Consider the following 25,536-nt stretch of genomic DNA (forward strand, 5'->3'; position numbering starts at 1 on the left):
ATGAAGTTTTTAGATAAGCAGCAGAGAGATCAAATTGGCTTTTCCTTCGTTATGGATAAGCTGGGGATAATCACTTCTTATGGACTTTGTGAGAGCAAAAATATTAGGCCATTTAAAACCTGCGAAATAAATAAATTAACAAAGGAGTTAAATAACCTAGAAAATATAATTAAATCCATAAAAACTAATACTTATGAGTATAACAAAATAGGTAGAATATTTTGCATTATGAAAGATATTAGAAATTCTATTAAAAGATGTAATGAGGCTGAATCATTAGATGAAGTTGAGTTATATGAAATTAAATATTTTTCAATATTAGTAACAGAATTAAAAAATATCCTGGATAAATTACATCTTAATATAGATGAAATTCATTTGAATTCTCTAGATGAAATTATTTATCTTCTAGATCCACAAAAAAATGGAATATCTACCTTTTATGTTTATGATGAGTATTCTGAAACTTTGAAATATACTCGCAAAAAGAAAAGACAAAAGGAAAAAGAAATTTTTATGGCGATAACCGAAGAGGAAATAAGTGAATTAAGAAAACAAAGATTAGATTTAGTTATAGAAGAAGAAGAGGAAGAATTAAGGATTAGAAAAGAGTTAACACTTCAAATTTCTAAAAAAACAGAAATTATAAACCAAAATATAAAAGCAATAGGAAGATTAGACTTTTTAATTGCTAAAGCAAATTTAGCATTATCTTATAATGCTTCTCGACCAAAAATTTCTGAGAAGATGGAAATTGAATTTATTGAAGCCTTTAATCCTGAAATCAAAGAGATATTAGAAAAAGGTAAGAAGGCATTTACCCCAGTTAGTTTAAGCTTGTCTAGAGGTACGACTATTATAACAGGGGCGAATATGGGTGGGAAAAGTGTGACCCTAAAGACTATTGTTTTGAATTTACTTCTTGGGCAAATGGGCTTTTTCGTATTCGCTAAAAAATCAAAATTCCCAATCCTTAATTTTATTCATTTTGTATCCGATGATATGCAATCCATTTCCAAAGGGTTAAGTACATTTGGAGCAGAAATAATAAAGCTAAAAGAAGTGGTAGAGTGTGCAGCGAGAGAAAATGGATTTGTAGCTTTAGATGAGTTTGCAAGGGGCACTAACCCAAAAGAAGGTTATTATCTTGTGAGAGCCCTTTCAAAATATTTGAATAAATTTGAGTCAATAAGCTTAATCTCAACTCATTATGACGGAGTGGTGAAAGATAATATGGTGCATTATCAAGTAACTGGGCTCAAAAATGTAGATTTAAATGCCCTAAAAAATGAGATAAATCTAAATAAAACTCAATCTGTTGAAATAATACAAGAACATATGGAGTATAAACTAGAAAAAGTCTCAAAAGAAAATAGAGTACCAAAAGATGCACTTAATATAGCAATATTACTAGGCCTTGATGAAGAGATAGTAAGTATAGCAAAAAGTTTCTATAAAGAGGAGGAGTAAAATGGAAAGCAAATTGAATTTAAATTGGGATCTCGTTGAAAAAGCTAGACAATCAGCTAAAAACATAGCAAAAGATACTCAAGAATTTATTGACATGCATACTACAGTAACAGTAGAAAGAACAGTATGTAGACTTTTAGGTATTGATGGTGTAGATGAAGCTTTCGTGCCAATTCCCAATATTGTGGTAGACAACATTAAAGATGGTAATGGATTAGCACTTGGTGCCGCAATGTTTATCGGAAATGCTATGGTTGAAACTGGACTTTCACCACAAGAAATATCAGTAAAAGTATCAAAGGGTGAAATAGATTTAACTAAAATACCTATGCACGAAGAATTTGAGATCAAAACGGCTGTTGGTAAAGTGGCTAAAGCAATGACTTTCAAAATCAAACAAAACAGAGATAAGAGGGAATCATATCTTGAAAGATTTGGCGATAAAAGTAGTCCTTATCTTTATGTAATAGTTGCTACAGGTAATATTTATGAAGATATAATCCAGGCAAGAGCAGCGGCAAAACAAGGTGCAGATATAATTGCAGTAATAAGAAGTACAGGGCAAAGTTTATTTGACTATGTTCCATATGGGGCTACAACGGAAGGTTTCGGAGGAACACTTGCAACTCAAGAGAATTTTAGACTTATGAGGACTGCACTTGATGAGGTGGGAGAAGAATTAGGAAGATATATTAGAATTTGCAATTATTGTTCTGGTTTATGTATGCCTGAAATAGCTGCGATGGGAGCAATAGAAAGGTTAGACGTAATGCTAAATGACGCACTATATGGAATTCTGTTCAGAGATATTAATATGCAAAGAACGATAGTTGACCAGTATTTTTCAAGAATAATTAATGGATATGCTGGAGTTATCATAAACACTGGGGAAGATAATTATTTAACTACATCAGATGCAGTAGAAGAGGCTCATACAGTGCTTGCATCACAATTTATAAATGAACAATTTGCATTAGTTGCTGGAATACCAGAAGAACAAATGGGACTTGGGCATGCATTCGAAATAAGCCCAGATGTTGAAAATGGATTTGTATATGAATTAGCACAAGCACAAATGGCGAGAGAAATCTTCCCGAGAGCACCACTTAAATATATGCCACCAACTAAGTTCATGACTGGAAATATATTTAAAGGACAAGTGCAAGATGCATTATTCAACATGGTTACTATTATGACAGGACAAAAATTACATCTTCTTGGAATGCTGACAGAAGCAATCCACACTCCATTTATGTCAGATAGAGCGTTATCAATAGACAATGCTCAATATGTATTTAGGACTATGAAGGATTTAGGATCAGAAATTACCTTTAAAAAAGGAGGCATAATGGAAACAAGAGTGGATGAGGTATTAAACAAAGCAGCAGATCTAATTGGAGAGATTGAAAAAGAAGGCTTATTTAGCACATTGCAACAAGGAAAATTTGCCGGAATTAAGAGGCCACTAAATGGTGGAAAGGGACTTGCAGGAGTTGTAGAAAAAGAAAAAGCTTACTTTAATCCATTTGTAGATCTAATGTTAGGGGGGAAGAAGTAATGAGTGGAGGACAATATTCATTAGAGGTTAAAGAATTCAATAAAAACTTAGACCTAACAAAGCTTAAACCTTATGGAGATACTATGAATGATGGTAAGGTTCAAGTGAGTTTTACTCTTCCTGTAGAAAATAATGAAAGAGGAGTGGAAGCTGCAATTCAACTTGCAAAATCTATGGGCCTTGTTGATACAAACTGTGCTCATCATGAAGCTTTAGATAAAGAATTTTCTTTTTATGTTATTTATGGTTCATTAATGCATACTGTAAACTATGAAGATGTACATGTTCAAACAGTAGAAGTAGAAATAATGGATATGAAACAAGTTGGAGAATATATAAAAGAAAATATTAAACGTGAAGTTGTAATAATTGGAGCTAGTACAGGAACAGACGCCCATACAGTTGGAATAGATGCCGTAATGAATATGAAGGGATTTGCAGGACATTATGGTCTTGAAAGGTATCCTATGATAGAAGCTTATAATTTAGGAAGCCAAGTAGAAAATGAAGAATTTATTAAAAAAGCTATAGAGCTTAAAGCGGATGTTCTTCTGGTTTCTCAAACAGTAACCCAAAAGGATATACACATAAAAAACCTTACTAATTTAGTGGAACTATTAGAAGCAGAAGGGATTAGAGATAAAGTTGTGTTAATTTGTGGGGGCCCAAGAATAACTCACGAACTTGCAAAAGAACTTGGGTACGATGCAGGTTTTGGACCAGGTAAATTCGCTGGTGACGTAGCAAGTTTTGCTATCACAGAAATGGTTGAGAGAGGTTTAGTTTAGTATGAATATAAAATTTTCAACATCTTCTTACTACTTTTTTAAGGTTAAGTAGCTATTAAATAAGGGGGTATTTACAATGGGTGAAGTAAAAACAGGTGAATTGAAAAGAGGATTAAAGCCGCGTCATCTTCAAATGATTGCTATTGGTGGAGCAATAGGAACAGGTCTATTTTTAGCCTCAGGCGGTACAGTGCAACAAGCAGGTCCAGGAGGAGCATTAGTTGCATATACACTTATAGGTGTAATGGTATATTTCTTAATGACAAGTTTAGGGGAAATGGCTACATTCATGCCAGTTACTGGTTCATTTGAAACATATGCATCAAGATTTGTTGATCCAGCATTTGGATTTGCGCTAGGTTGGAACTATTGGTACAACTGGGCAATTACTGTTGCAGTTGAAATGGTTGCAGGAGCTATGATTATGCAATATTGGTTTCCTGGTGTACCCGCACTTGTTTGGAGTGTTGGTTTTCTAGTATTACTATTTGGTTTAAATATGCTTTCTGCTAAGGCTTATGGAGAGTCAGAATTTTGGTTTGCAAGCATTAAAGTTGTAGCAGTTCTAGTGTTCCTAGCAATAGGTGTTGCAATGATCTTTGGAATAATTGGCGATCATCATATTGGACTTTCAAATTTTACATTTTTAGATCCTAAAAGTGGTGCTAAAGGACCATTCCCATTTGGGTTTAAAGGAATATTAATGGTTTTTTTAATTGCTGGATTCTCTTTTCAGGGAACAGAACTCGTTGGTATAGCTGCTGGAGAAAGTGAAAATCCAGAGAAAAATGTACCTAAAGCAATTAAAAGCGTATTTTGGAGAATTATTATATTCTATTTAGGAGCTATATTTATTATCAGTGCATTGATACCGTTTACTCAAGCTGGCGTGACCACAAGTTCTTTCACCGTTATTTTTGAAAGGGCAGGTATTGCAGGAGCTGCAAGTATTATGAATGCTGTAGTTTTAACATCAGTTCTTTCATGTGGTAACTCTGGAATGTATGCGGCTAGTCGTATGTTATATGCAATGGCGAAAGAAGGAAGGGCACCAAAGTCTCTTTGTAAAGTAAATTCGAGAGGGGTTCCTGTAAATGCATTAGTAATTACTACATTAGTAGCCTCGGCGTCTTTCTTAGTAGGTTTATATGCACAAGAAACAGTGTATATGTGGTTAGTTGCAGCTTCGGGCTTAGCTGGATTTATAGCATGGGTAGGAATTGCAATATGCCACTATCGTTTCCGTAAAGCATTTGTGGCTCAAGGAAAAGATTTGGCTAAATTAAAATATAAGGCAAAATTATTTCCTTTTGGGCCAATTCTTGCACTAGTATTATGTGTAATTGTTATATTAGGGCAGGGAATAACCTATTTCACAGCGGATTCAATTGATTGGAAAAATATAATTGCTTCGTATATTGGACTACCTTTATTCTTACTTTTATGGCTAGTATATAAGGTAAAGAATAAAACAAAGATTGTTAATCTAAAAGAAATTGATTTTAGTACGAAGCACATTCATGATGAAAAATAATTTCTAATTTAAATAGAATTCAATAAAAATACTGCACTTAGGGGGATCCTAGTGCAGTATTTTTATTTTTTACTTATTTACCAATTTAATAATAGGTTGGTGTATTTAAATTATTGACAATTTATCAAATTTTATTCACTCTAGTTATTTATAATGTAATGTTTTTTTAAGCAGAGAATAATTTACTAGGTTCAAAACATTTTACTATACTTTATACATTAAAATAATGCTATTATTATAGATAATATTACTAATACTATTAAATTGGAATGCATATTATTTAAATTGTAAGCGTTTAAAAAAATATTTTATGAGGTGAAAAAATGATAAAAAAATTTCCATTAATAAATGAGAAGCTAAAGCACTTTTATCACGGTGCAGACTATAACCCAGAACAATGGCTTAAATATCCTGGAATTTTTGAAGAAGATATAAGACTTATGAAACTAGCAAAGTGTAATGTAATGTCTATAGGTATATTTTCATGGGTTACAATAGAGCCCGAGGAAGGAGTATTTAATTTTAAGTGGCTTGATTATGTTTTAGATAAACTTTATGAAAACGGTATCTATACAATTTTAGCTACTCCAACAGGAGCACGTCCTGCATGGATGGCAGCTAAGTATACGCAGGTTCTAAGAGTAGGAGCAAATCGAGTTAGAAATCTTTATGGTCAAAGACATAATCACTGTTTTACATCTCCAGTTTATAGGGAAAAGACACAAATTATAAATAGAAAATTGGCAGAGAGATATTCAAATCATCCTGGAATAGTCGCTTGGCATATTTCTAATGAATATGGTGGGGATTGTCATTGTGATTTATGTCAGGAGGCTTTTAGAACTTGGCTTAAAAATAAATATATGTCTCTAGATAATTTGAATGATGCTTGGTGGACTACTTTTTGGAGTCATACTTACACAGATTGGTCTCAAATAGAGTCGCCAGCGCCTCATGGGGAAGCTGGTGTACATGGATTAAGCCTAGATTGGAAGAGATTCGTTACAGATCAAACGGTTGATTTTTGTAAACAAGAAATAAAACCTTTAAAAGAAATAAATCCTAAATTGCCAGTTGTAGCGAATCTTATGGAACTATTTGATGGATTAAATTATTGGAAGTTTACAGAGGTACTTGACATAGTTTCTTGGGATAATTATCCAAAGTGGCATGAAAATGCAGATGAATCTTCTTTAGCTTCAAGGATTTCTATGAATCATGATATATTTAGAAGCTTAATGGGTGGTAAACCATTTATGTTAATGGAGAGCACTCCAAGTGGTACAAATTGGCAGGCTACTAGCAAGCTTAAAAAGCCTGGGATGCATCTGCTTTCGTCTCTTCAGGCTGTTGCTCACGGCTCAGATACAGTGCAGTATTTTCAATGGAGAAAAAGCAGAGGATCAAGTGAAAAATTTCATGGAGCAGTAGTTGATCATTGTGGTCATGAAAATACTAGAGTATTTAAAGATGTTACGCAGGTGGGTACGGTTCTTGAAAAGTTAGATGAAATTTTAGGGACTAGTGTACAACCAGAAGTTGCTATAATATTTGATTGGGAAAATAGGTGGGCTATAAATGATTCACAAGGCCCAAGAAATTGTGGAATCAAATATGAAGACACTGTATACGCGCAGTATAAACCATTTTGGGAAAGTGGCGTGCCGGTTGATATAATTGATATGGAATGTAATTTTTCTAGTTACAAATTGCTTGTAGCACCTATGCTTTACATGGTAAAACCAGGTGTAGGAGAAAGAATTGAAGCATTTGTAAAAAATGGCGGAACGTTTGTAGCAACCTATTGGTCTGGCATAGTAAATGAAAATGATCTGTGTTTCCTTGGTGGTTTCCCAGGACCTCTTAGAAAAGTACTCGGAATATGGTCAGAAGAGATAGAGAGTCTTTATGATGGGGAAGTAAATAATATAGTATTTGATAATAGCAATAAGTTAGAGCTAAAAGGTGAATATGAAACTGTAGAGTTAATTGATTTGATACATGCTGAAGGTGCACAGGTACTAGCCACTTATAAATCAGATTTCTTTGCTGGAAGACCTGCTCTTACAGTTAATAAATATGGAGACGGCTCTGCTTATTATATTGCATCGAGAAATAAAGATGATTTCAATGAGTTATTCTATGGTGATTTAATAAGGAGACTTGGGATTAAACAAACAGTTAAGACAAAATTACCACAGGGAGTTACAGCGCAATTAAGAACTGATGGTGATAATGACTTTATATTCTTAATGAACTTTAATAATTGTAATGAAAAAGTTTCTTTAGATGAAAATTCATATGAAGATATACTTTCTGGAAATAAAATAGAAGGAGAAATTAACTTAACGCCATATGGTTTTAAAATTATGAAGAGAAAATCTTTGATATAAAATAAGAAATAAAACACAGGACTCGCGTGAATCCTGTGTTTTATTTTTTTTGAATTATAATACAAAACCATCTTCATGCACGGTAGCTGGAATTTTAATTTCTACTGTAGTGCCATGTCCGTAATGGCTTTTAAAAGTTAAGCCGTAACCTTCACCATAAGATAGTTTTAATCGCTTATCGATATTCTTAAGACCATAACCACTTCCGGTTTTACTACTTATATCATCTGTTAAGATTTTATCTATTTTATCCTCAGGTATACCGATACCGTCATCTTTCACATATAGAGTTATATCATTATTTTCTAATTTACCACTAATTATTATCTCTCCGCTGACATTACCACGGCCAAGAATGCCATGTGAAATAGAATTTTCTAAAATAGGTTGTAGTGTTATCTTTAAAATACTATAACGATAAAGCTCCTCGGGTAAATCTATTGTGAGCTTTATTCTGTTTGAGTACCTCATGTTTTGAATATCAACATAAAGGGAGGCATGTGTTAATTCATCTTTAATGGAGACTTTAGATTTACCTTTATTTAAACTTATCTTATAAAAACCTGCGAGGCTCTTAACAGCGCTACTGATTTCTTTATTCATATCCTTGAAAGCCATCCAATTTATCATATCCAAAGTATTATACAAAAAGTGTGGATTTATCTGTGCTTGAAGGGCTTTTAATTCTGCATTTTTAACTTCCTTGCCAGATTTATACTGTTCATCAATAAGTATTACCATTTTAGTAATCATAAAATTATAATTATCTATGAGCTCACCGATTTCATCAGAACTTGAATCTTTAATATAAGTTTCAAGGCTTCCCGTGTGGGCTTGTCTCATAGCCTTATTAAGTTTTGTAATTCTTCTAGTTATTGAATTTGAAAAGTAGTATGCAAGAGTAAAAGCTATTGTTCCAAGTATACTTAATAACAAAATCAAGGTATTTCTTATAAATTTAATTTTAACAAGAATACTATCATAAGGTATAATTGTCGTCATATACCAATCTGTATTATTTATTAATGAGCTTTTCAAAAGGCATTTATTATTATTTATAGTAAGCTTTTGAAAATTTTGTGTATTTGATGAAAGGCTGGTGGCTAAAGTATTGTTAAGATTATATTTAGCAATTAAAGAGTCATCTGTAGAGGATACAACTACCCCTTTGGAATTTTGTATATATGTAAAGCTACCATCTACTGAATTTGTCTTTTTTATAATATCGTCAACCATTGATTTTTTAAAATCTACACGAAGAAACCCAATATCCTTGGAAAAGTCATTTGGATTTTTTATAGCAGATACAAGGGAAAGTTCTCTAGTAGAGTTTTTAGGTTTATCCTCAAGATAGGAACTAGGACACCATAAATTTCTTGTGTTATTTTCCTTGAATATAGTAAGCCATTTAGAATTTTTGGCCTTATTAAGGCTAAACATATTATAGTCTTCATTGGAATAAAGAAAATCGTTATTTACATAGAGTTTTAAATTACTTATATCAATATCGTTCTCATAAGAACTAAGATATTTGCGCAGAAAAAACATATCTTTAATTTGTTCATTTATAGGATATGTATTAGGGGATTTACCAAGGATAGTAATTAAATTACTATCAATTGTTGTAATATTATTATCATTAGAAATTATATCTGAAACATCATTAACTCTATATAATTTATATGATAAAAAAGAATAAGTTTGCTCAAAAGCTTGTTTTGTTGCAGAGGTAATATAGGTTTCTAAAATGGTAGAAACCGTTTTGTATGTTATAGAAGATAAAAGAATCAATGGAATTATTATTAGTATGAAATAAGATAACAGGAATTTTTGCATAAGTTTTAGATTTGAAAATTTTATCCTTCTCATCACAAAAATTTCTTCTTATATTCAGAGGGCGTTAAACCTGTTTCTTTTTTGAATATTTTTGAGAAATAATTTCCATCACCATATCCTACTTTAGTTGTTATATCAATAATTTTCATGTGAGGGTCTTTTAAAAGATCTTTTGCTTTATTAATTCTGTACTTGGTAATATAACTGTTTATAGTTGTCCCAGTTTCTTCTTTAAATATGGAGCACATGTATGCAGTGGATAGATAAGTTTTATTACTAATATTTTGCAGGGACAAAGCTACATCTGAGTAATTATCATGTATATATTTTAGGATAGATGAAACAGGGTTTATATTCGAATTTTTTTCTTCAACAGCGTCAAAAATAGTATGTATTTTTTCTATCATATAACTTTTGATATCCATAAGGGTGTAAGAATTCGCAAGATATTCAAAAGGACTTTTATTATCCAAATCATTTTGATTTATGATTAAGTTTCTGTCATATGAAAACTTTAATAATTGATGTAAAAGTCTATAATAAACATCTTTTGTATAATTTATTGGAGTAGAAGCACTCCCTTTTATTTCAGAAGTAAGCCTGTTAATTAGAAGAATGCTGTTTTGTTTATCTTCATTTAATAGATTTTTTGTGAAATTTTCAACAAGATTTTCATCTAAGTTGTAAACAAGGAGGCTAATTTTATCATAATAAATTACAGAATTATAATCATAAAAAAAAGCTTTGCTCAATGCGTCCACAGCAAAGCTGTAGGAAATCGGTATATTTGTAGGACCTATAACTTTTTTACCTTGGCATATAAAAAAAGTTGTGAAACTCTTTAGATATTCAGATATTAGGTTATATATATTTTCTAATATGGTATTAACAGACAAAGAGTTTATGTCAGTATGAAAGTATAAGTGCATAAGTATAAGATCGTCTTCTTTATAACATAGAATACAATTGAAATTAGATTTAACTACTATTCTTTTTAGCTCAAGGAGAACAGCCTCCTCTATGATTTTGTTTTTATTTAAAATATTAATTAAAATGGTAATGAAACTAGTCCCTGTAAGTTTACTTTCAGGAATTACATCAATATATTTACCTAAATTATAGAAATCAGCATTTTTTTCAATAAGCTTAAGTGCAATATTATTTTTAATATTCAAAGTATTTTCTGTTTCTTTTAGTTTAAGTGTTATTGCATTTTTAATTGCGGATTGAAGTTCTTCAATATCTATAGGTTTTTCAACGTAACTAACGGCTTTAAGCTCAATAGCTGATTTTAGATACTGTTTATCCGAATAGCCACTCAAAAATATAATCTCACAGGTAGGGTAGCTTTTTCTAAGTTCAAAAGATAATTCTACTCCATTCATTCTAGGCATTTTTACATCAGTTAATAAAATATCAGGCTCAAACTTTTCTGCGACTTCAAGAGCATTTATACCATCATAGGCTTGCTCTATTTCAATAGGACCTAGTTTAGCCCAAGGAATTTCAGCGATTATTCCTTCTCTTGTGAAAATTTCATCATCAACTATTAGTACCTTAATCATCATAACCCCCATACTAACCAAATTTTTCAATTAACGATTACATAGTAATTATATAGTTAAATGAAGTTATAATCAAATCGCTCCATATAAATATGATTTTACTAATATCGTAAAAAATTGCTAATAAATTCTAAACTTGAAAATGATATACTCATGTCATAGTAATGAAAACGTTTATAAATTGAAAGGATGATGATTATAATGGAAAATACAAGCTTCTTACATAAGGTTAAAAAAAATAAAACTTTATTGTTAATGCTTCTACCGGCGGTACTTTTTTTCTTTATATTTAGCTATCTTCCGATTGCGGGAATAGTTGTTGCATTTAAGAGTTACAACTTTAAGGGAGGAATATTTGGAAGTCCATGGGTTGGTCTTGATAATTTTAAGTTCTTCTTTATGTCGGGGCAAGCTTTTATAGTAACTCGTAATACAGTTTTATATAATTTGGCATTTATATTTGTTAATACAGTACTTCAAATTGCAATGGCTATATTTTTATCAGAGATAAAAAACAAATATTTTAAAAAGATAACTCAATCACTTATGTTTCTACCATATTTTATATCTTGGGTTATAGTGGGGGTTATATCGTATAATATATTTAGTTTTGAGCATGGAACATTTAATTCTGTACTTAAATTCTTTCATATTGCAGCAATAGATATGTATTCAAAACCACTTGCATGGGTTTTAATCATAATAATATTTTGTGCATGGCAAGGCCTTGGATATGGTACGGTACTTTATTTAGCAGCAATAATGGGTATTGATACAGAAATTTATGAAGCAGCAGAAATAGATGGAGCAAATATATTTGAGCGTATTAGATATATTACACTTCCGTCGCTTGTTCCAACAATAACAATACTTACACTACTTGCGGTTGGTACTATATTTAGAGGAAACTTTGATATGTTCTATCAAATCATTGGAAATAATGGTACGCTTTTCAATGCCACTGATGTTATTGATACATTTACAGTTAGGGCACTACTTCAAACTAACGAAGTTGGTATGGCAGCTGCTGCAGGCCTTTATCAGTCAGTATTTTGTTTCATAACAATAATGGTAGTAAATACTGCAGTTAAAAAACACGATGAGGATAATGCATTATTTTAGAATGGAGGGGGTAGGAATATGAAGAAATTATCAAAGGATAGAGCAGCATTTAATATAATAGCTTATCTTGTTATAATAATTATGACATTGTTTTGTATAATTCCATTAATAATTGTAATTTCGGGCTCATTTACATCTGAGTCATATATTTTAAAACATGGGTTTAGTTTAATACCAAAGGAGTTTACAACTTCAGCCTATGCACTCGCTTTTAAGGAACCTATGGTAGTACTTAAAGCGTATGGTGTTACTATATTTATAACAATTGTTGGAACGTTTGTTGGGCTACTTGTAACTGCGATGACAGCATATGTACTTACAAGGAAGGATTTCGAATGGAGAAATAAATTTTCTTTCTACTTTTATTTTACCACTTTATTTACTGGTGGACTTGTACCCTGGTATATATTAATGGTTAGATATTTAGGTATGAAGGATAATTATTTAGCACTTATACTTCCATTACTTTTAAGTGTTTTTAATATATTGATAATGAAGAGTTATATGAGTAGTATACCGGATGCCATATCTGAGTCTGCAAAAATTGATGGCGCTGGAGATTTTACTATATTTATTAAACTAATACTACCATTATCTAAACCAGCCCTTGCTACTGTGGGTTTGTTTATTGCTTTAAGATATTGGAATGATTGGTATAATGCAATGTTATTTATTCAAAATGACAAAATGTATAGTCTTCAATATTTTCTTTATAAAATAGTTAATAATATCGATGCTTACAAAAACATATTAGCAACTTCAGGAGGAAGTGTTAATGTTAAAATGGATTTGCCAAGTGAGTCTTTAAAGATGGCACTTACAGTTATAGTTACAGGTCCGATAATATTCTTGTATCCATTTGTTCAAAAATATTTTGTACAAGGACTTACAATAGGTGCAGTTAAGGGGTAGTACCCATTAATTAAATATATATTACATTATGAGGGGGAAAATTAGTTATGAATAAATTTATGAAAAAGTTTGGGGTTACATTTTTAGTAGCTGGTATCATTATGTCGTCACTTTCGGGTTGTTCAACAAGCAAAAATACAACTTCGACTAAAGCAACTGCTGATACAAAAGATGCGGTAAAGCTTAAAATGTATATTCTAGGAGATAAGCCAAAAGATGCTGATGCTGTTTATGGTAAAATGAATGCAATATTAAAGCAAAAAATTAATGCAAGCATTGATGTTAATTTCATATCTTGGGGGGATCAAGCTACAAAATATCCATTGCTATTCTCTTCAGGGGAAGATTTTGATTTGATCTTCACTGCAACAGGATGGTGTTATTATAACCAAATGGCTACTAGAAATGGATTCCTTGAGTTAACACCTGAACTACTCCAAAAATATGCGCCTCAAAGCGTTAAAAATGAACCTAAACTTGCATGGGAACAAGCTAAGGTTAATAAAAAAATATATATGATTCCTAACGACCAAGATGAGTATGCATATTCAGTTGTAGGTATTAGAGGGGATTTAAGAGAAAAATATCATATACCTGCAATTACAAGTCAGGCAGGCCTTGAAAAATATTATGAGACTATAGCAAAAAATGAAAAAGATATAGTTCCTATAATTAATGGCGGAGGACAAAATCTTCAATTTCCTTTAGAGCTTCAGGCAAATGGTTTTACTGGAGTAATGGGAACCTATGGTTCTGATCCTATTTTAGGATATAAAATGAATGATACTACTGGAAAAATATTTTCTATAATTGATACACCAGAATACAAAGACTACGCTGTAAAAATGAAAAAATATGCAGACAGTGGGTATTGGTCTAAGAGTTCTATATCTAGTAAAGAAACAAGAGATGATGGATTTAAAGCTGGAAAGTCAGCATCAATGATTTGGAATATTGGATCAGTTGCAAATGACCTTAAAATAATGAATGCAGCTCATCCTGAGTGGAAAGTAGAAATAGCAGATATATTACCAGGAAGCAAAAAATTTGCTAATCCTTACACTAATAATGGTATGGCTATAAATGCAAATTCAAAAAATTCTGAGAGAGCATTAATGGCATTAGACCTTTTAAGATATGATAAAGATTTAAATGACATAACATTTAACGGAGTAAAAGGTACTCATTGGGATGCTGTCGGTGATAAAGAATTCAAAACTTTAGGTGCCACAGCTAATTTCCCAGCAGGAAACGTTTGCCCATGGGGATGGCATACATCTATAACCCGTACAGATGTTGCTAGACCAAAGATAGTACCAGAAACTATTGCTAAATGGCAAAAGAATGATACTATTCATAATCCTTTAGAGACATTTACATTTGATGATAGTCTTGTGAAAAATGAAATGGCAGCAATAAACACTGTAGTTACTCAATACGGTCTTCCTCTTCACCTTGGAATAATAGCAGATCCAGTTAAGGGAACTGAAATTTACAGTCAAAAATTAAAAGCTGCAGGATTAGATAAGGTAATGAAAGCAGTTCAGGAGCAAGCGGATAAATTTATTAAATCTAAAAAATAAAAAAATTATTTAAATACGCAATTTCTATTTTAGTATAAGTATATTAGGTTAATGGCATTATAATATAGAATAATTATTAAAGGAGATGTTTTTTATGAGCCAAAATAAAACCATAGCTGAAAATAATCAAAATATTATACCTAATAGTGATAATAGTCTGAGTAAAAATATGAGCATAAAACAAAAGGATCAAAGTCTTGTTGCTAATAGCTTGGATAGTAAAAATGCTAACAATGGATATAAAGTTAATGGAAATGCTAGCGTCCAAGCGGCGAATGAAGGGACTAGAAACAAAAACTAAATTAAATTAATTAAAACATTTAAAATTTAAAGCGCAGTAGATATATATTTTATCTAATGCGCTTTTTATATATATTTGCATGATGGTTTGTGGATAGTAGAAGACTATGATAGTATATAAATGAATGAGAAACTAACGTATCTTCTGCGAAGCTGTTGCAGCAACGCAGTTGATGATTTAAAAATGAAATCTAGAAGGAATTATATACTAGAAACAATAACGAATGGAGGAAATGAAATTATGGCCGATTTGCCAAATTGCCCAAAATGTAATTCAGAATACACATACGAGGATAGAAATCTTTTGGTTTGCCCGGAATGTGCAAATGAGTGGACTTTAGGATCAGAAACTGAAAATAGTGAAGAGAAAAAAATTATCAAAGATGCAAATGGGAATGTATTAAACAATGGTGATTCTGTAACACTAATTAAAGATCTTAAAGTAAAGGGAAGTCCAACATCTTTAAAAAAAGGTACAAAAGTAAAAAACATTCGTTTGGTTGATGGAGATCATAATATTGATTGTAAAATTGATGGTTTTGGAGCCATGGAATTAAAATCTGAATTTGTTAAAAAAATATAGATAATATTTTACAAACAAAAAATAGATGGAGATGATTTAATTGGTTGATTTAGCACTTCTAGGATGTGGAGGAGGGATGCCAATTCCAGAAAGATATTTATCTTCACTTCTAATAAGTTATAAAGGAAGAAAAATATTAATGGACTGTGGAGAAGGCACTCAAGTATCTATGAAAATGCTTGGGTGGGGATTTAAATCAATAGATGTGATTTGTTTAACCCATGGACATGCAGATCATATTGTTGGACTTCCCGGTTTGCTTTTAACAATTGGTAACAGTGGCAGAACGCTTCCAATTACTATAATTGGGCCTATAGGTATTACGGCTATGGTTAAAGGGTTAATGGTTATAGCCCCTTATCTTCCTTATGAAATTAATATCTTAGAAAATCCACAAGAACCTGTGAAGATAAAAGCTCCGTTAAATTCTACAGAAACTACAGTAGGAGAATTTAATGACTTGATAATTTCAACACTGGAACTTGAGCATTCAACTAATTGTTTAGGTTATAGCCTCTATTTTAATAGAAAACCAAAATTTGATGTTAAAAGTGCAATTGAAAATGAAATACCAAAAGAATTTTGGAATAGACTCCAGAAAAATGAGATTATAACGGACCATGGAAAAACATATTTGCCAAAGTTGGTTTTTGGAGCTGAAAGAGTAGGAATAAAGATTAGTTTTATAACGGATACAAGACCAATTTCTAAAATAAAAGCATTTATTAATGGAAGCGACTTGTTTGTATGTGAGGGAACTTATGGTGATGAAAATGATATTGAAAAAGCTACACGAAATAAACATATGACCTTTTGCGAGGCAGCCAAGCTTGCTGTAGGCGGAGAAGTACAAGAGCTTTTATTAACACATTTTAGTCCTTCAATGCTGAGCCCAGAAGAGTATAAGGATAGAGCAGAAGTTATTTTTAAAAACACTATTATTGGTACGGATAGAAAGATAAAGACTCTTTCTTTTAAAGATTAGAAAAATTTTTTTTATAAAACCACTACGTATGGGAGTAGTGGTTTTTGATATTTCCTAGGAAATTTAAAGGGTAATTGTAGAATGATATTGAAGTATGTAAGCAGAGTGTTTTGCTAAAAAATGTGATAAGATAGTAAAGTTAAATTTTTAGGGTTATTTAAGACAATATTTGAATACTATAAATAGGAGCGATTAGTTAAATTATTAAGGGGAGGGTAAAAACATGCCACAACAAAGTAGTGATTTAAAACGTAGGGCAAGGGAACAGTTAAATGGTAAATGGCTTCAAGCTGGGATCGTGTGTTTTATTGCTTGGTTAGTTACAATGTCATTTTCAGGGGGGAATGTTGTACATTCCTTTCAAAATATTTGGCAGAATGAAGAATTGGTTAGAGTTCCAATGACGTACTCATCCAATGGCTTTGGTAGTTTGGTAAGTTTTGTTTTGTCTGGACCAATAACTCTTGGTGTATCAGTTTATTTTCTTAAGCTTATACGGAATGAGGGGCCAGTTATTGAAAATATGTTTAGTGGTTTTAAATTTTTTGTGAAATCATTTGTTCTAAATTTTCTTATTGGGCTTTTCACAATTTTATGGATGTTACTTCTTATCATTCCAGGAATTATTGCTTCGCTAGGATATTCAATGTCATACTATATTATGATGGATAATCCTGAACTAAGTGCCTCGGAATCATTAGACCGAAGTAAACGCATGATGGTTGGCTTCAAATTTAAACTGTTTAGTTTATGGTGTAGTTATATAGGCTGGTTCATATTAGGAATAATAACTTTTGGTATAGGATTTTTATGGATTAGGCCTTACTATGAAGCTGCTATAGCTAACTTTTACCAGGATATAAGATTTAATATAATTTAAACTTTTATATCCTAAAAAAAACAGAGGGATATTATTCAGTCCTTTGTAGAACATTAGATGTAGTATTTTTAAAATACTATATTATGGTCTAGGGAGGAATAAAAATGTCAAATAAAAATAAAATTTATGAAATAACAATCAGTGAAGATGGTCTAGAAAACTATAAAGGTCAAGATATTAGTGCAAAGGATATGGCTGAAGATTTAGGAATTGATAGCGTAATGACCGATTTTCAATGGGATGAAGATTTCAAAAAAGGTGTAATTCTTACAGGAAGGATTTTAGACAGTATATCTGTAGAAGATGCTTTTGAGGAATTGGAAAGCGCTGAGTTTATTGAGGATGTAGTGGAAAGCTAAAGATTTTATACTATAGCAATAGAAATTGTTGATATTATGAAAGATAATAGTTACAAAAACAACTTGATAAATATCAAGTTGTATTTTGTTGTAATATTATTCTCCTTCTGAAATGTCGTTAAACAAAGTGGCATAAATTGATGGTAATGAAGGGAGAATTATAATGAAAATTGAAATTAGACAAGCAGTGATTGGAGATTTAGACGCGATAACGAAAGTGGAATCAAGCTGTTTTCCAAAGGCGGAAGCAGCTACAAGAATATCTTTAGGAGAACGTATTCATACATTCTCAGAAAACTTTTTCGTAGCAGAAGTAGACGGGGAAATTATTGGGTTTGTAAATGGCTGCGTTATCAATGGAACTGTTATCTATGATGAGCTCTACGAGAATGCTACACTACATAACCCAAATGGAGATTATCAGACTATTTTTGGACTAGATGTAGTACCAAAGTATCGTAATCAAGGAATTGCAGCACAACTTATGAATTATATGATAGAAGTATCAAAGGTAGCGGGCCTAAAAGGGGTTATTTTAACGTGCAAGGAGAGGCTTATTCATTATTATGCGAAATTTGGATATAAAAATATGGGTGTATCTGAATCAGTACATGGTGGCGCGAAATGGTATGACATGGTTTTAACATTAGACGCTAACTGTAAGTTATCAAATTAGCAATACAAATGCACTGAGTACATTAATGAGTACATATAAAATAACATGTAGTTATGTAAATAATAACTACATGTTATTTTTATGTTTAGGAGATGTTTGTAGGGTGTAAATCATTTTTTACTTAGTGAATAGGTTAGCAGTTAGCTTAATATTGGTTATATATATGTCTGTCAATCCCTCAAAACCCGAATCTGTTCCTATAATTAACCAAGCTTCTCCCTTGGCATTTGTAGTTACATCAATTTTATTTTGAAAATTTTTATATTCGTAGGTATCATCTGTAGAGTTTATTTTTTCTATATTTCCTAAAACTTGCATTTCTTTTCCACCATTTGCTTGAATTCCTTTATCAACATTTATAGTTTTCATGCCATTTATGTTTTCAACAAGAGGTGCTTTGTTTATAATCCCTGCTTTCACATATACACTTGCTCCTGGTGAGCCACCAACACCAATTCCACCACCAGCAATATTTGTAGCTATATCAAAACTAAGAAGTACTGTGTATTTTGTATTTGGACGTAATCCATCCTTAACATTAAATTTTTTAGAAACATACATAAATAAATCATCACTTCGATTATGACCCTTTAACATAAGGCCTTTATCAAGTTTATCTTTAATTGGTACACTTGCTTGTTTAAAAGCCAAGGTATAAATAAATGGATTATAATCAATAGGGAGATCTGCAAATCCACCTTCGAAACCCTCTTCATCTTTGGTAAAAGTAAATGTTCTAGTATAACTTGCACTGTTAACAGGTACACCATTATAATATTGAACACAACCACTTAACACTAAAACTGGTAAAAGGGCAACAAATAAAGTTAAAATTATTTTTTTCATAATATCCCCTTTTATTCTATATTCTTTGATTTACTTTTGAAACCTAAATGAAAAACCACATAATATAATTATATATGAGATTTTAGCCTAATACAATATAGTTGAAATTATAAAATTATACAGAATGGTGGAGTTATATTATCAATTTAATCTCTTATTTTCAATAATTAAGAGCACTTATATCTATTATCGAATATAATATAATCTTTAGGGAATGTAAATATAAGAGGTATTAAAGAGATTGTATATAAGCAATGTTATGAGGAGTGATTACAAATTAAAGAGGCAATTGATTTTCTAAAAGATCTTTTAAGAATTAACAGTATCAATCCACCTGGTAATGAGATAATGGTAGCTATGGCTATTGCAAAGCAGTTAAGGGAAAGTGGTATTGAATCCAAAATACAGTCTGTTGGTGACAACCGTGCCAATTTGATTGCTAGGATAAAGGGAACAGGACATAAAAAAAGTTTAGTTTTTTGCGGTCATATGGATACTGTGTCAGTGGGAGAAATCCCATGGGAACATGAACCATTTGGAGCTGAAGAAATTGATGATCGAATTTATGGACGTGGATCCTCTGACATGAAAGGTGGTTTAGCCGCTTTAATTATGGCTATGATTGAAGTTTCTAAATCAGGAGTAACACTGGAAGGGGACCTGGTTTTTGCAGCGACTGCAGGAGAAGAGGTTGATTGTATAGGTGCAAACACTATGGTAGCGGATGGAAGCTTAAATGGTGCTGGAGCTATGGTCATAGCTGAGCCTAGTGATGGTGAAATTTTTGTTGCCCACAAAGGTGCCTTGTGGCTAGAGATAATTTCATATGGTAAAACTGCTCATGGGTCAATGCCTGAACATGGAATTAATGCAATTGATAACATGAACTATTTTATAAATGCTTTGCATGATAAGTTTAAATTCAAATATAAGGAGGATAGCCTACTTGGGGGTCCAACTTTAAATATTGCTACTATTTCTGGTGGCGTCCAAGTCAATGTAGTGCCTGATATGTGCAAATTGCAAATTGACATTCGTACTGTTCCGGGTCAAAATCATCAGGAAATTCTATCAGATATTAAGGCATTATTAGCAGAAATTGAGTCAAGTTCTAAAGCTAAATTTGATATTAAAGTTTTCAATGATAAAGTGGCATTAAAAAACAAATCAGATGATCAATTTATTAAGTTAACACTAGATACAGCAACAGAATTGTTTGGAAGTGAATATAAAGCCAAAGGTGTAACTTATTGTACAGATGCATCCATATTTGTTCCGAGTTTTAATAATAATTTATCCGTTATTATTTGTGGACCTGGCGAAGAAACGCAAGCTCATAAGCCAAACGAATATGTAAAAATAAGTAAATACATTAATTCTATTAAATTATACAAGGAAATAGCATTACGATATTTAAAATAATAATAAATGAATATACTTATTATATAAAATTTTAAAATACCCAGAAAACCATGGAACAATATCAAAAATATTGTAATGGCGTCGCTGGGTATTATTTATTTTATTTATAAAACACATTTTTTTTGTAAAAAGGTAGAAATACATACTAAATATTAGTATAATAGAAATAAATTAAATTAAATGTAAAAATTCTGAATGTGAGGAATATATATGATTGAACCAATACTTTTAGCACTTATTTTTGCAAAGATAAAAGGTTACAAAATAAGACTACTTTTTAAGAACTGGGCGATATACCCTGTATTAACATTTGTACTATTGTATGTAATTTCAGAGGTTATGATATTTAATGATAACTATACATTTATCAAGTATACTAGTGTTTTTCATTATTTTTATCTTTTAACATTTATAATTTTGATTATCAAATATAAACTTAATATTAGTGCAATTATAGGGTCGATATTTATTATTATTGGAAGTATCTTAAATAATATTGTTATAGCAGCTAATAATGGGAAAATGCCTGTATTTCCAACATTATCATACTTAACTGGTTATGTAAAATCTGATTCTTTTATGAAGGTTAAGGATATACACATTTTAGGAAGTGGAGTTACTAAATTGAAGTGTTTAACAGATATAATTGATGTAGGTTATTGTATTATGAGTATTGGCGACATATGTATAAGAGTTTTTGTTTTTATAATTCTATTTAATACTATAAAAGTCATTAACAAAACATAAGTAATAGAAGATGGAACTTTGATTTAATAGTATATAAAATTAATTGAACTATATTAATAAATATATCCTATTTTGTAATATTAATGATATAATTATTAACATATACAAAAATATACATAGGGTTGTTAGGAGAGAAACAAAAGATGTTAAGATTGACGTTATTATATGTATTCTTAAGAATTCTGCCGGAGGAGTTTTTAGTTATTTTTGCAGTTCATGTATTTTCTAAAACTGTTATTAATGTAAAAAAATATATAATATCAAGTATATTTTTTATTATTGCAGTTTATTTAATAAGGTTATTACCAATTCAATATGGGATACATACTATTATTGCTGTTGTAGTAGTTATTGTATTAACAATTAATATAAATAAGATAAGTATAATTAAGTCCATACAAGCTAGTATTATGACAATAATTCTCGAGTTCGTCTGTGAAGGAGCGAACGTTTTTATAATTCAGTATATATTTAAAGCAGATGTGAGGTATGTGTTAAACGATCCTTCATTAAAAATATTATACGGTATTCCATCATTGTTGATTTTTGCTGCTATAGTATCTATGTATTATGTCTATTTAGTTAAAAATAAAAAGTTGAAGGAGGTTATAGATGGAGAAATTATCTAATAATATTGCTAATAAAGTAGTATTAGAATTATCCCTTGATAATGATAATCAGGAAGTAATAGCCTATGGTACTTTTGCTTTAATACAGATGTTTTTTTCTATAATTCTTGTTTTTATATTTGGATCATTGTTTAATGTAGCTTTTCAAGCTTTAATAATATCATTTACAGCTGCTATTTTTAGAAAATATTCAGGAGGGGTTCATGCAAGTTCACCAGGAATTTGCAATTTTATAGGCACAATTGTAAGTGTAGGACAAGCAATATTAATATCACTTTTATTAAATTTTTTAGTTGATTTTAAATTAGTTATAATACTAGAAGTTGTAATTTTTACTTGGTCTTATTATATAATTTATAAATTAGTTCCGGTGGACAGCGCCTCAAAACCTATAGTAAAACAAGAAAAAAGAAATCGGATGAAGAAAGTATCTATAATACTTTTAAGTGTTTATTTAGCTATAACAGTATTTCTTATCTTGTTATATATAAGTAGTGGAGAAAAAAAACTTATGTTTTATGTTTTATGTTTATATTCAGGCATATTATGGCAAACTTTTACTATTACGTCTCCAGGGTACTTATTAGTAGGTAAAGTAGATCACTTTTTATATCATATAATTAAAAATAGGGGGTAAATATTATGAAATTTTTAAAGAAACACCTATTCACTTTAATTGCATTAGCAACAACACTTGCTGCGACTTCTGTGGCATCTTCGGCATGTTATTGGGGTGTTTATCAGCCTGAAGAACCAAAATGCCTAAGAGAAAAATAATAAATAAAAAAGGTCAGTTTACTGACCTTTTTTATTTATTATAATGAATTTAATGAGGTAGTGATAATATGGGTGATTTAAAAGATGACAAACAAAAAAAAATCTGGGAAATAGTGTCAATAGTAAAATTAGCTTCATTATTATTTTCTGGAATGGTATTTCTAAGATATTTTTTTAAGGGTAATACCATAGCAGAAGTCACAGTAGATACTAATTATAGTTTTATTTCATTTTTCGTAGTTATATTAATATTATTGTCGGTATATTTTATATGGTCAATGGCAACTATTAAAAAAATAGATTCTAAATATACTAACATTGTACAAATCATAGAAAACCTTGTATTTATTCTATTTTTTATTATTGTTATATTTTATTCAGGTAAAAATACAAGTGATTATAAATTTTTATTTTTATTTATTATAATAACTTCAACGCTTCAACAAGGCATGAAACAAGGGATGTTAGTTGCAAGTATTTCTTCAATTTTTATATTATCATTAGATCTTATTATGGGTGCACCTAATGTACAAGTTAATCAGTTTTTTGAGAATGATTTAATTTTATCTGGAGTTTTTATTCTTACTGCATGGCCGTTGGAATTTTATGTAAGGATAGAAGGTGAACATATAAAGAAGCTCGAGGGATTAGCAAATGAAGATGGGCTTACAGGGCTTTATAATCATAGATTTTTTTATGATGCATTAGAGGGAATAATGAAAACCTGTGAAAAAGAGAATAATTTAGTAGCGATGATTTTGATAGATATAGATTATTTTAAAATTTATAATGATATGAATGGACATCAAATGGGTGATGAAGTACTTAAGTTAGTTGCTTTTATATTGAAAAATAGTTTTAGTAAAGATGATGTAGTTGCGAGATATGGGGGAGAAGAATTTGTTATAGTTCTTCCAAATACTTCTGAGGAAGATGCAATTAAGCAAGCAGAAAGATTAAGAAAAAAGATAGAAGTAACCTATTTTAATGGTGAAGAAAATCAGCCAAATGGTAAATTGACTGTCTCAATAGGAACATCAATTTATCCAAGTAAAGCTAAAAATGCTGTTGAACTTTTTAAAAGTGCGGATGATGCACTTTATAGGGCTAAGTTTTTTGATAAAAATAGAGTTGAAAGTTATACTTCTATATTGGAAGAATTAAAAATCGATACAGAAGGTGAACATATAGATATTATTACATCAATAAAAACTCTGATAAGTGTTATTAATGCTAAGGATAAATATACATATGGTCATGTCGAAAGAGTAGTTATTTACAGTAGGTTACTCGCTGATAAACTTAAACTAAATGAAAAAAATAAAAAGGAATTAATATATGGCGCTTATATGCATGATATTGGAAAAATAAACATTCCAAAGGAAATATTAAATAAAAATATGCCATTAACCCCAGATGAATGGGAAATAATGAAACAACATTCAGTAAATGGAGTAGAGATTATAAAATCCGTTGAATCACTTAAGGAAATTGCTCCTCTAATATTATATCACCATGAAAGATACGATGGTAATGGATACCCAGATAATTTAAAAGGAAAAGACATACCTTACCTTGTGAGGATGTTGACAGTAGTAGATTGTTTTGATGCTATGACGTCTTCTAGACCCTATAATATAAGAAAAACTTATAAAGAAGCTATTGAAGAGCTTAAAAGATGTAGCGGAAAGCAGTTTGATAAAGAAATTGCGGATTCGTTTATCGAAGTTATTAGGGAAAATGAAAACCGGATTGGTAATGTAGATGATTAGAAGATATTTTTGATTTATTATAAAATTACAAGAAATTCAGAAAATGTAGATAACTTTATCATCATTTTCTGAATTTTGTTATTTGTTTTCATATTTCAAAATTAATTGTACATTATATAATTCTTTTGCATTTAATTCTAGATCAGTTCCTTTAAAAAGAGAATTTTGTTTATACCAAGACTTATTATTGAAATAGCTCTTAAAAGGTTCACTTTTAAATACAAAACCATGTCTTGCAAAGATTTCATTTCTAGCTAAAGATAAATCTCCTTTTACTAATTTAGATATATCAGATTCTAAAAGATTTTCACTACCGCTTTTAGAAAAAATATAGGAATCAGTTTTATTTGCAGATGTAGTAGCTTGAGATTTTGTATTAGAGGTTTTATTAGTACCAGTATTACTTGGAATAACTTCGTTTTTTATAGAAGTTGTGTCTGAAGCTTTAGTAGTTGTGGATGAAAATTTTGAAAGCGAAATATAATAGCTAATAAATCCTATTGATAATACTCCAATTACAACAGCAATTATAATAAACCTTTTAGTATTAGGTTTATTTTTGATGCTTGTCATTGAAGTAGTCATTTCATTTGAAGCATTAATTCCCTTTGAAGTAGTTGATACTGGTATAGTTGAAATCTTTTCATGATTTACTATACTTTGTTTTGTGCTTTTATTACCACATTTAAAGCAAAAATTGGCGCCATCTTTTATCTCAGAACCACATTTAGAACAATACATAAATTACCGTCTCCTCTTTAAGCTTTATAATAGATATTATACTAAAATAAATGTGGAT

General features: G+C 30.6%; 24 protein-coding genes. 20 read left to right on the top strand and 4 right to left on the bottom strand.

Translation table 11 applies throughout. The features are described from left to right. The 5 genes from KPL44_RS17950 (at position 1) to KPL44_RS17970 (ending at position 7,743) form a co-directional block, all read left to right on the top strand. A complete protein-coding gene (locus KPL44_RS17950) occupies positions 1 to 1,470 on the top strand; it encodes a MutS-related protein (RefSeq protein WP_216252960.1) in 1,470 nt (489 codons plus the stop codon). A gap of 1 nt (position 1,471) precedes the next feature. Beyond that, complete coding sequence (locus tag KPL44_RS17955; RefSeq protein WP_216252963.1) at positions 1,472 to 3,028, top strand: lysine 5,6-aminomutase subunit alpha; 1,557 nt, start codon at positions 1,472 to 1,474, stop codon at positions 3,026 to 3,028. Continuing rightward, a complete protein-coding gene (locus KPL44_RS17960; protein ID WP_071611629.1) occupies positions 3,028 to 3,816 on the top strand; it encodes a cobalamin B12-binding domain-containing protein in 789 nt (262 codons plus the stop codon). The genes KPL44_RS17955 and KPL44_RS17960 overlap by 1 nt, the downstream gene beginning before the upstream one ends. A gap of 76 nt (positions 3,817 to 3,892) precedes the next feature. Then, positions 3,893 to 5,350: an amino acid permease gene (locus KPL44_RS17965; RefSeq protein WP_253201835.1), complete on the top strand. Its 1,458-nt coding sequence runs from the start codon at positions 3,893 to 3,895 to the stop codon at positions 5,348 to 5,350. 323 nt (positions 5,351 to 5,673) lie between these two features. Next, complete coding sequence (locus KPL44_RS17970) at positions 5,674 to 7,743, top strand: beta-galactosidase (protein ID WP_216252965.1); 2,070 nt, start codon at positions 5,674 to 5,676, stop codon at positions 7,741 to 7,743. Positions 7,744 to 7,797: 54 nt separating this feature from the next. Here KPL44_RS17970 and KPL44_RS17975 read toward each other — a convergent pair whose 3' ends face one another. Together KPL44_RS17975 and KPL44_RS17980 are read right to left on the bottom strand one after the other, a co-directional pair. Further along, a complete protein-coding gene (locus KPL44_RS17975) occupies positions 7,798 to 9,612 on the bottom strand; it encodes a sensor histidine kinase (RefSeq protein ID WP_253201843.1) in 1,815 nt (604 codons plus the stop codon). Beyond that, positions 9,612 to 11,144, bottom strand: a complete 1,533-nt coding sequence (locus KPL44_RS17980) for a response regulator transcription factor (protein ID WP_216252968.1) — start codon at positions 11,142 to 11,144, stop codon at positions 9,612 to 9,614. The genes KPL44_RS17975 and KPL44_RS17980 overlap by 1 nt, the downstream gene beginning before the upstream one ends. A gap of 201 nt (positions 11,145 to 11,345) precedes the next feature. On the opposite strand from KPL44_RS17980, the gene KPL44_RS17985 reads away from it, so the two are divergent. From KPL44_RS17985 to KPL44_RS18025, 9 genes are all read left to right on the top strand, one after another. Beyond that, on the top strand, positions 11,346 to 12,266 hold the full coding sequence (locus KPL44_RS17985) for an ABC transporter permease (RefSeq protein WP_253201836.1): 921 nt from the start codon (positions 11,346 to 11,348) through the stop codon (positions 12,264 to 12,266). Between the two features lie 18 nt (positions 12,267 to 12,284). Further along, positions 12,285 to 13,178, top strand: coding sequence for a carbohydrate ABC transporter permease (locus tag KPL44_RS17990; protein WP_216105601.1), 894 nt, complete (start codon positions 12,285 to 12,287; stop codon positions 13,176 to 13,178). 47 nt (positions 13,179 to 13,225) lie between these two features. Next, on the top strand, positions 13,226 to 14,761 hold the full coding sequence (locus KPL44_RS17995) for a DUF3502 domain-containing protein (protein ID WP_216252969.1): 1,536 nt from the start codon (positions 13,226 to 13,228) through the stop codon (positions 14,759 to 14,761). A gap of 94 nt (positions 14,762 to 14,855) precedes the next feature. Further along, complete coding sequence (locus KPL44_RS18000; protein ID WP_216105597.1) at positions 14,856 to 15,062, top strand: hypothetical protein; 207 nt, start codon at positions 14,856 to 14,858, stop codon at positions 15,060 to 15,062. 240 nt (positions 15,063 to 15,302) lie between these two features. Continuing rightward, the gene (locus KPL44_RS18005) at positions 15,303 to 15,644 is read left to right on the top strand and encodes a zinc ribbon domain-containing protein YjdM (protein ID WP_216253045.1); all 342 of its coding nucleotides are present in this window, start codon (positions 15,303 to 15,305) and stop codon (positions 15,642 to 15,644) included. A 40-nt stretch (positions 15,645 to 15,684) separates the two neighbouring features. Next, the gene (locus KPL44_RS18010; RefSeq protein WP_216252971.1) at positions 15,685 to 16,629 is read left to right on the top strand and encodes a ribonuclease Z; all 945 of its coding nucleotides are present in this window, start codon (positions 15,685 to 15,687) and stop codon (positions 16,627 to 16,629) included. Between the two features lie 223 nt (positions 16,630 to 16,852). Beyond that, positions 16,853 to 17,509, top strand: a complete 657-nt coding sequence (locus KPL44_RS18015) for a DUF975 family protein (RefSeq protein WP_216252973.1) — start codon at positions 16,853 to 16,855, stop codon at positions 17,507 to 17,509. A gap of 104 nt (positions 17,510 to 17,613) precedes the next feature. After that, positions 17,614 to 17,868, top strand: coding sequence for a hypothetical protein (locus KPL44_RS18020; protein WP_216252975.1), 255 nt, complete (start codon positions 17,614 to 17,616; stop codon positions 17,866 to 17,868). Positions 17,869 to 18,031: 163 nt separating this feature from the next. Then, positions 18,032 to 18,544, top strand: a complete 513-nt coding sequence (locus KPL44_RS18025) for a GNAT family N-acetyltransferase (protein ID WP_216252977.1) — start codon at positions 18,032 to 18,034, stop codon at positions 18,542 to 18,544. A gap of 117 nt (positions 18,545 to 18,661) precedes the next feature. Here KPL44_RS18025 and KPL44_RS18030 read toward each other — a convergent pair whose 3' ends face one another. Beyond that, on the bottom strand, positions 18,662 to 19,390 hold the full coding sequence (locus KPL44_RS18030; RefSeq protein WP_216252979.1) for a hypothetical protein: 729 nt from the start codon (positions 19,388 to 19,390) through the stop codon (positions 18,662 to 18,664). Positions 19,391 to 19,678: 288 nt separating this feature from the next. Here KPL44_RS18030 and KPL44_RS18035 point away from each other — a divergent pair, with 288 nt between their 5' ends. From KPL44_RS18035 to KPL44_RS18060, 6 genes are all read left to right on the top strand, one after another. Beyond that, on the top strand, positions 19,679 to 20,812 hold the full coding sequence (locus KPL44_RS18035; protein ID WP_367302959.1) for an ArgE/DapE family deacylase: 1,134 nt from the start codon (positions 19,679 to 19,681) through the stop codon (positions 20,810 to 20,812). A gap of 210 nt (positions 20,813 to 21,022) precedes the next feature. Continuing rightward, complete coding sequence (locus KPL44_RS18040; RefSeq protein WP_216252981.1) at positions 21,023 to 21,559, top strand: DUF5317 family protein; 537 nt, start codon at positions 21,023 to 21,025, stop codon at positions 21,557 to 21,559. A 143-nt stretch (positions 21,560 to 21,702) separates the two neighbouring features. Beyond that, positions 21,703 to 22,188 (top strand): hypothetical protein, encoded by a 486-nt coding sequence (locus tag KPL44_RS18045; RefSeq protein ID WP_216252982.1) that lies wholly within the window; start codon positions 21,703 to 21,705, stop codon positions 22,186 to 22,188. After that, a complete protein-coding gene (locus KPL44_RS18050) occupies positions 22,172 to 22,825 on the top strand; it encodes an accessory gene regulator ArgB-like protein (RefSeq protein ID WP_216252984.1) in 654 nt (217 codons plus the stop codon). Before KPL44_RS18045 ends, KPL44_RS18050 begins: the two co-directional genes overlap by 17 nt. Positions 22,826 to 22,830: 5 nt before the next feature. Continuing rightward, positions 22,831 to 22,965 (top strand): cyclic lactone autoinducer peptide, encoded by a 135-nt coding sequence (locus tag KPL44_RS18055; protein ID WP_216252986.1) that lies wholly within the window; start codon positions 22,831 to 22,833, stop codon positions 22,963 to 22,965. A 68-nt stretch (positions 22,966 to 23,033) separates the two neighbouring features. Further along, positions 23,034 to 24,737 (top strand): HD-GYP domain-containing protein, encoded by a 1,704-nt coding sequence (locus KPL44_RS18060; RefSeq protein ID WP_216252988.1) that lies wholly within the window; start codon positions 23,034 to 23,036, stop codon positions 24,735 to 24,737. Between the two features lie 78 nt (positions 24,738 to 24,815). Here the strand turns inward: KPL44_RS18060 and KPL44_RS18065 are convergent, their stop codons facing one another. Then, positions 24,816 to 25,478: a YARHG domain-containing protein gene (locus KPL44_RS18065; RefSeq protein ID WP_216252990.1), complete on the bottom strand. Its 663-nt coding sequence runs from the start codon at positions 25,476 to 25,478 to the stop codon at positions 24,816 to 24,818. Positions 25,479 to 25,536 lie beyond the last annotated feature (58 nt).

The organism is Clostridium sp. DSM 17811, assembly GCF_018861905.1.
Lineage (GTDB): Bacteria > Bacillota > Clostridia > Clostridiales > Clostridiaceae > Clostridium_AD > Clostridium_AD frigoriphilum.

What these genes read in the sequence shown, in the direction of transcription:
- KPL44_RS17950 (WP_216252960.1), top strand. Translation starts at nt 1, where the DNA reads ATGAAGTTTTTAGATAAGCAGCAGAGAGATCAAATTGGCTTTTCCTTC.
- KPL44_RS17955 (WP_216252963.1), top strand. Translation starts at nt 1,472, where the DNA reads ATGGAAAGCAAATTGAATTTAAATTGGGATCTCGTTGAAAAAGCTAGA.
- KPL44_RS17960 (WP_071611629.1), top strand. Translation starts at nt 3,028, where the DNA reads ATGAGTGGAGGACAATATTCATTAGAGGTTAAAGAATTCAATAAAAAC.
- KPL44_RS17965 (WP_253201835.1), top strand. Translation starts at nt 3,893, where the DNA reads ATGGGTGAAGTAAAAACAGGTGAATTGAAAAGAGGATTAAAGCCGCGT.
- KPL44_RS17970 (WP_216252965.1), top strand. Translation starts at nt 5,674, where the DNA reads ATGATAAAAAAATTTCCATTAATAAATGAGAAGCTAAAGCACTTTTAT.
- KPL44_RS17975 (WP_253201843.1), bottom strand. Translation starts at nt 9,612, where the DNA reads ATGAGAAGGATAAAATTTTCAAATCTAAAACTTATGCAAAAATTCCTG.
- KPL44_RS17980 (WP_216252968.1), bottom strand. Translation starts at nt 11,144, where the DNA reads ATGATTAAGGTACTAATAGTTGATGATGAAATTTTCACAAGAGAAGGA.
- KPL44_RS17985 (WP_253201836.1), top strand. Translation starts at nt 11,346, where the DNA reads ATGGAAAATACAAGCTTCTTACATAAGGTTAAAAAAAATAAAACTTTA.
- KPL44_RS17990 (WP_216105601.1), top strand. Translation starts at nt 12,285, where the DNA reads ATGAAGAAATTATCAAAGGATAGAGCAGCATTTAATATAATAGCTTAT.
- KPL44_RS17995 (WP_216252969.1), top strand. Translation starts at nt 13,226, where the DNA reads ATGAATAAATTTATGAAAAAGTTTGGGGTTACATTTTTAGTAGCTGGT.
- KPL44_RS18000 (WP_216105597.1), top strand. Translation starts at nt 14,856, where the DNA reads ATGAGCCAAAATAAAACCATAGCTGAAAATAATCAAAATATTATACCT.
- KPL44_RS18005 (WP_216253045.1), top strand. Translation starts at nt 15,303, where the DNA reads ATGGCCGATTTGCCAAATTGCCCAAAATGTAATTCAGAATACACATAC.
- KPL44_RS18015 (WP_216252973.1), top strand. Translation starts at nt 16,853, where the DNA reads ATGCCACAACAAAGTAGTGATTTAAAACGTAGGGCAAGGGAACAGTTA.
- KPL44_RS18020 (WP_216252975.1), top strand. Translation starts at nt 17,614, where the DNA reads ATGTCAAATAAAAATAAAATTTATGAAATAACAATCAGTGAAGATGGT.
- KPL44_RS18025 (WP_216252977.1), top strand. Translation starts at nt 18,032, where the DNA reads ATGAAAATTGAAATTAGACAAGCAGTGATTGGAGATTTAGACGCGATA.
- KPL44_RS18030 (WP_216252979.1), bottom strand. Translation starts at nt 19,390, where the DNA reads ATGAAAAAAATAATTTTAACTTTATTTGTTGCCCTTTTACCAGTTTTA.
- KPL44_RS18040 (WP_216252981.1), top strand. Translation starts at nt 21,023, where the DNA reads ATGATTGAACCAATACTTTTAGCACTTATTTTTGCAAAGATAAAAGGT.
- KPL44_RS18045 (WP_216252982.1), top strand. Translation starts at nt 21,703, where the DNA reads ATGTTAAGATTGACGTTATTATATGTATTCTTAAGAATTCTGCCGGAG.
- KPL44_RS18050 (WP_216252984.1), top strand. Translation starts at nt 22,172, where the DNA reads ATGGAGAAATTATCTAATAATATTGCTAATAAAGTAGTATTAGAATTA.
- KPL44_RS18055 (WP_216252986.1), top strand. Translation starts at nt 22,831, where the DNA reads ATGAAATTTTTAAAGAAACACCTATTCACTTTAATTGCATTAGCAACA.
- KPL44_RS18060 (WP_216252988.1), top strand. Translation starts at nt 23,034, where the DNA reads ATGGGTGATTTAAAAGATGACAAACAAAAAAAAATCTGGGAAATAGTG.
- KPL44_RS18065 (WP_216252990.1), bottom strand. Translation starts at nt 25,478, where the DNA reads ATGTATTGTTCTAAATGTGGTTCTGAGATAAAAGATGGCGCCAATTTT.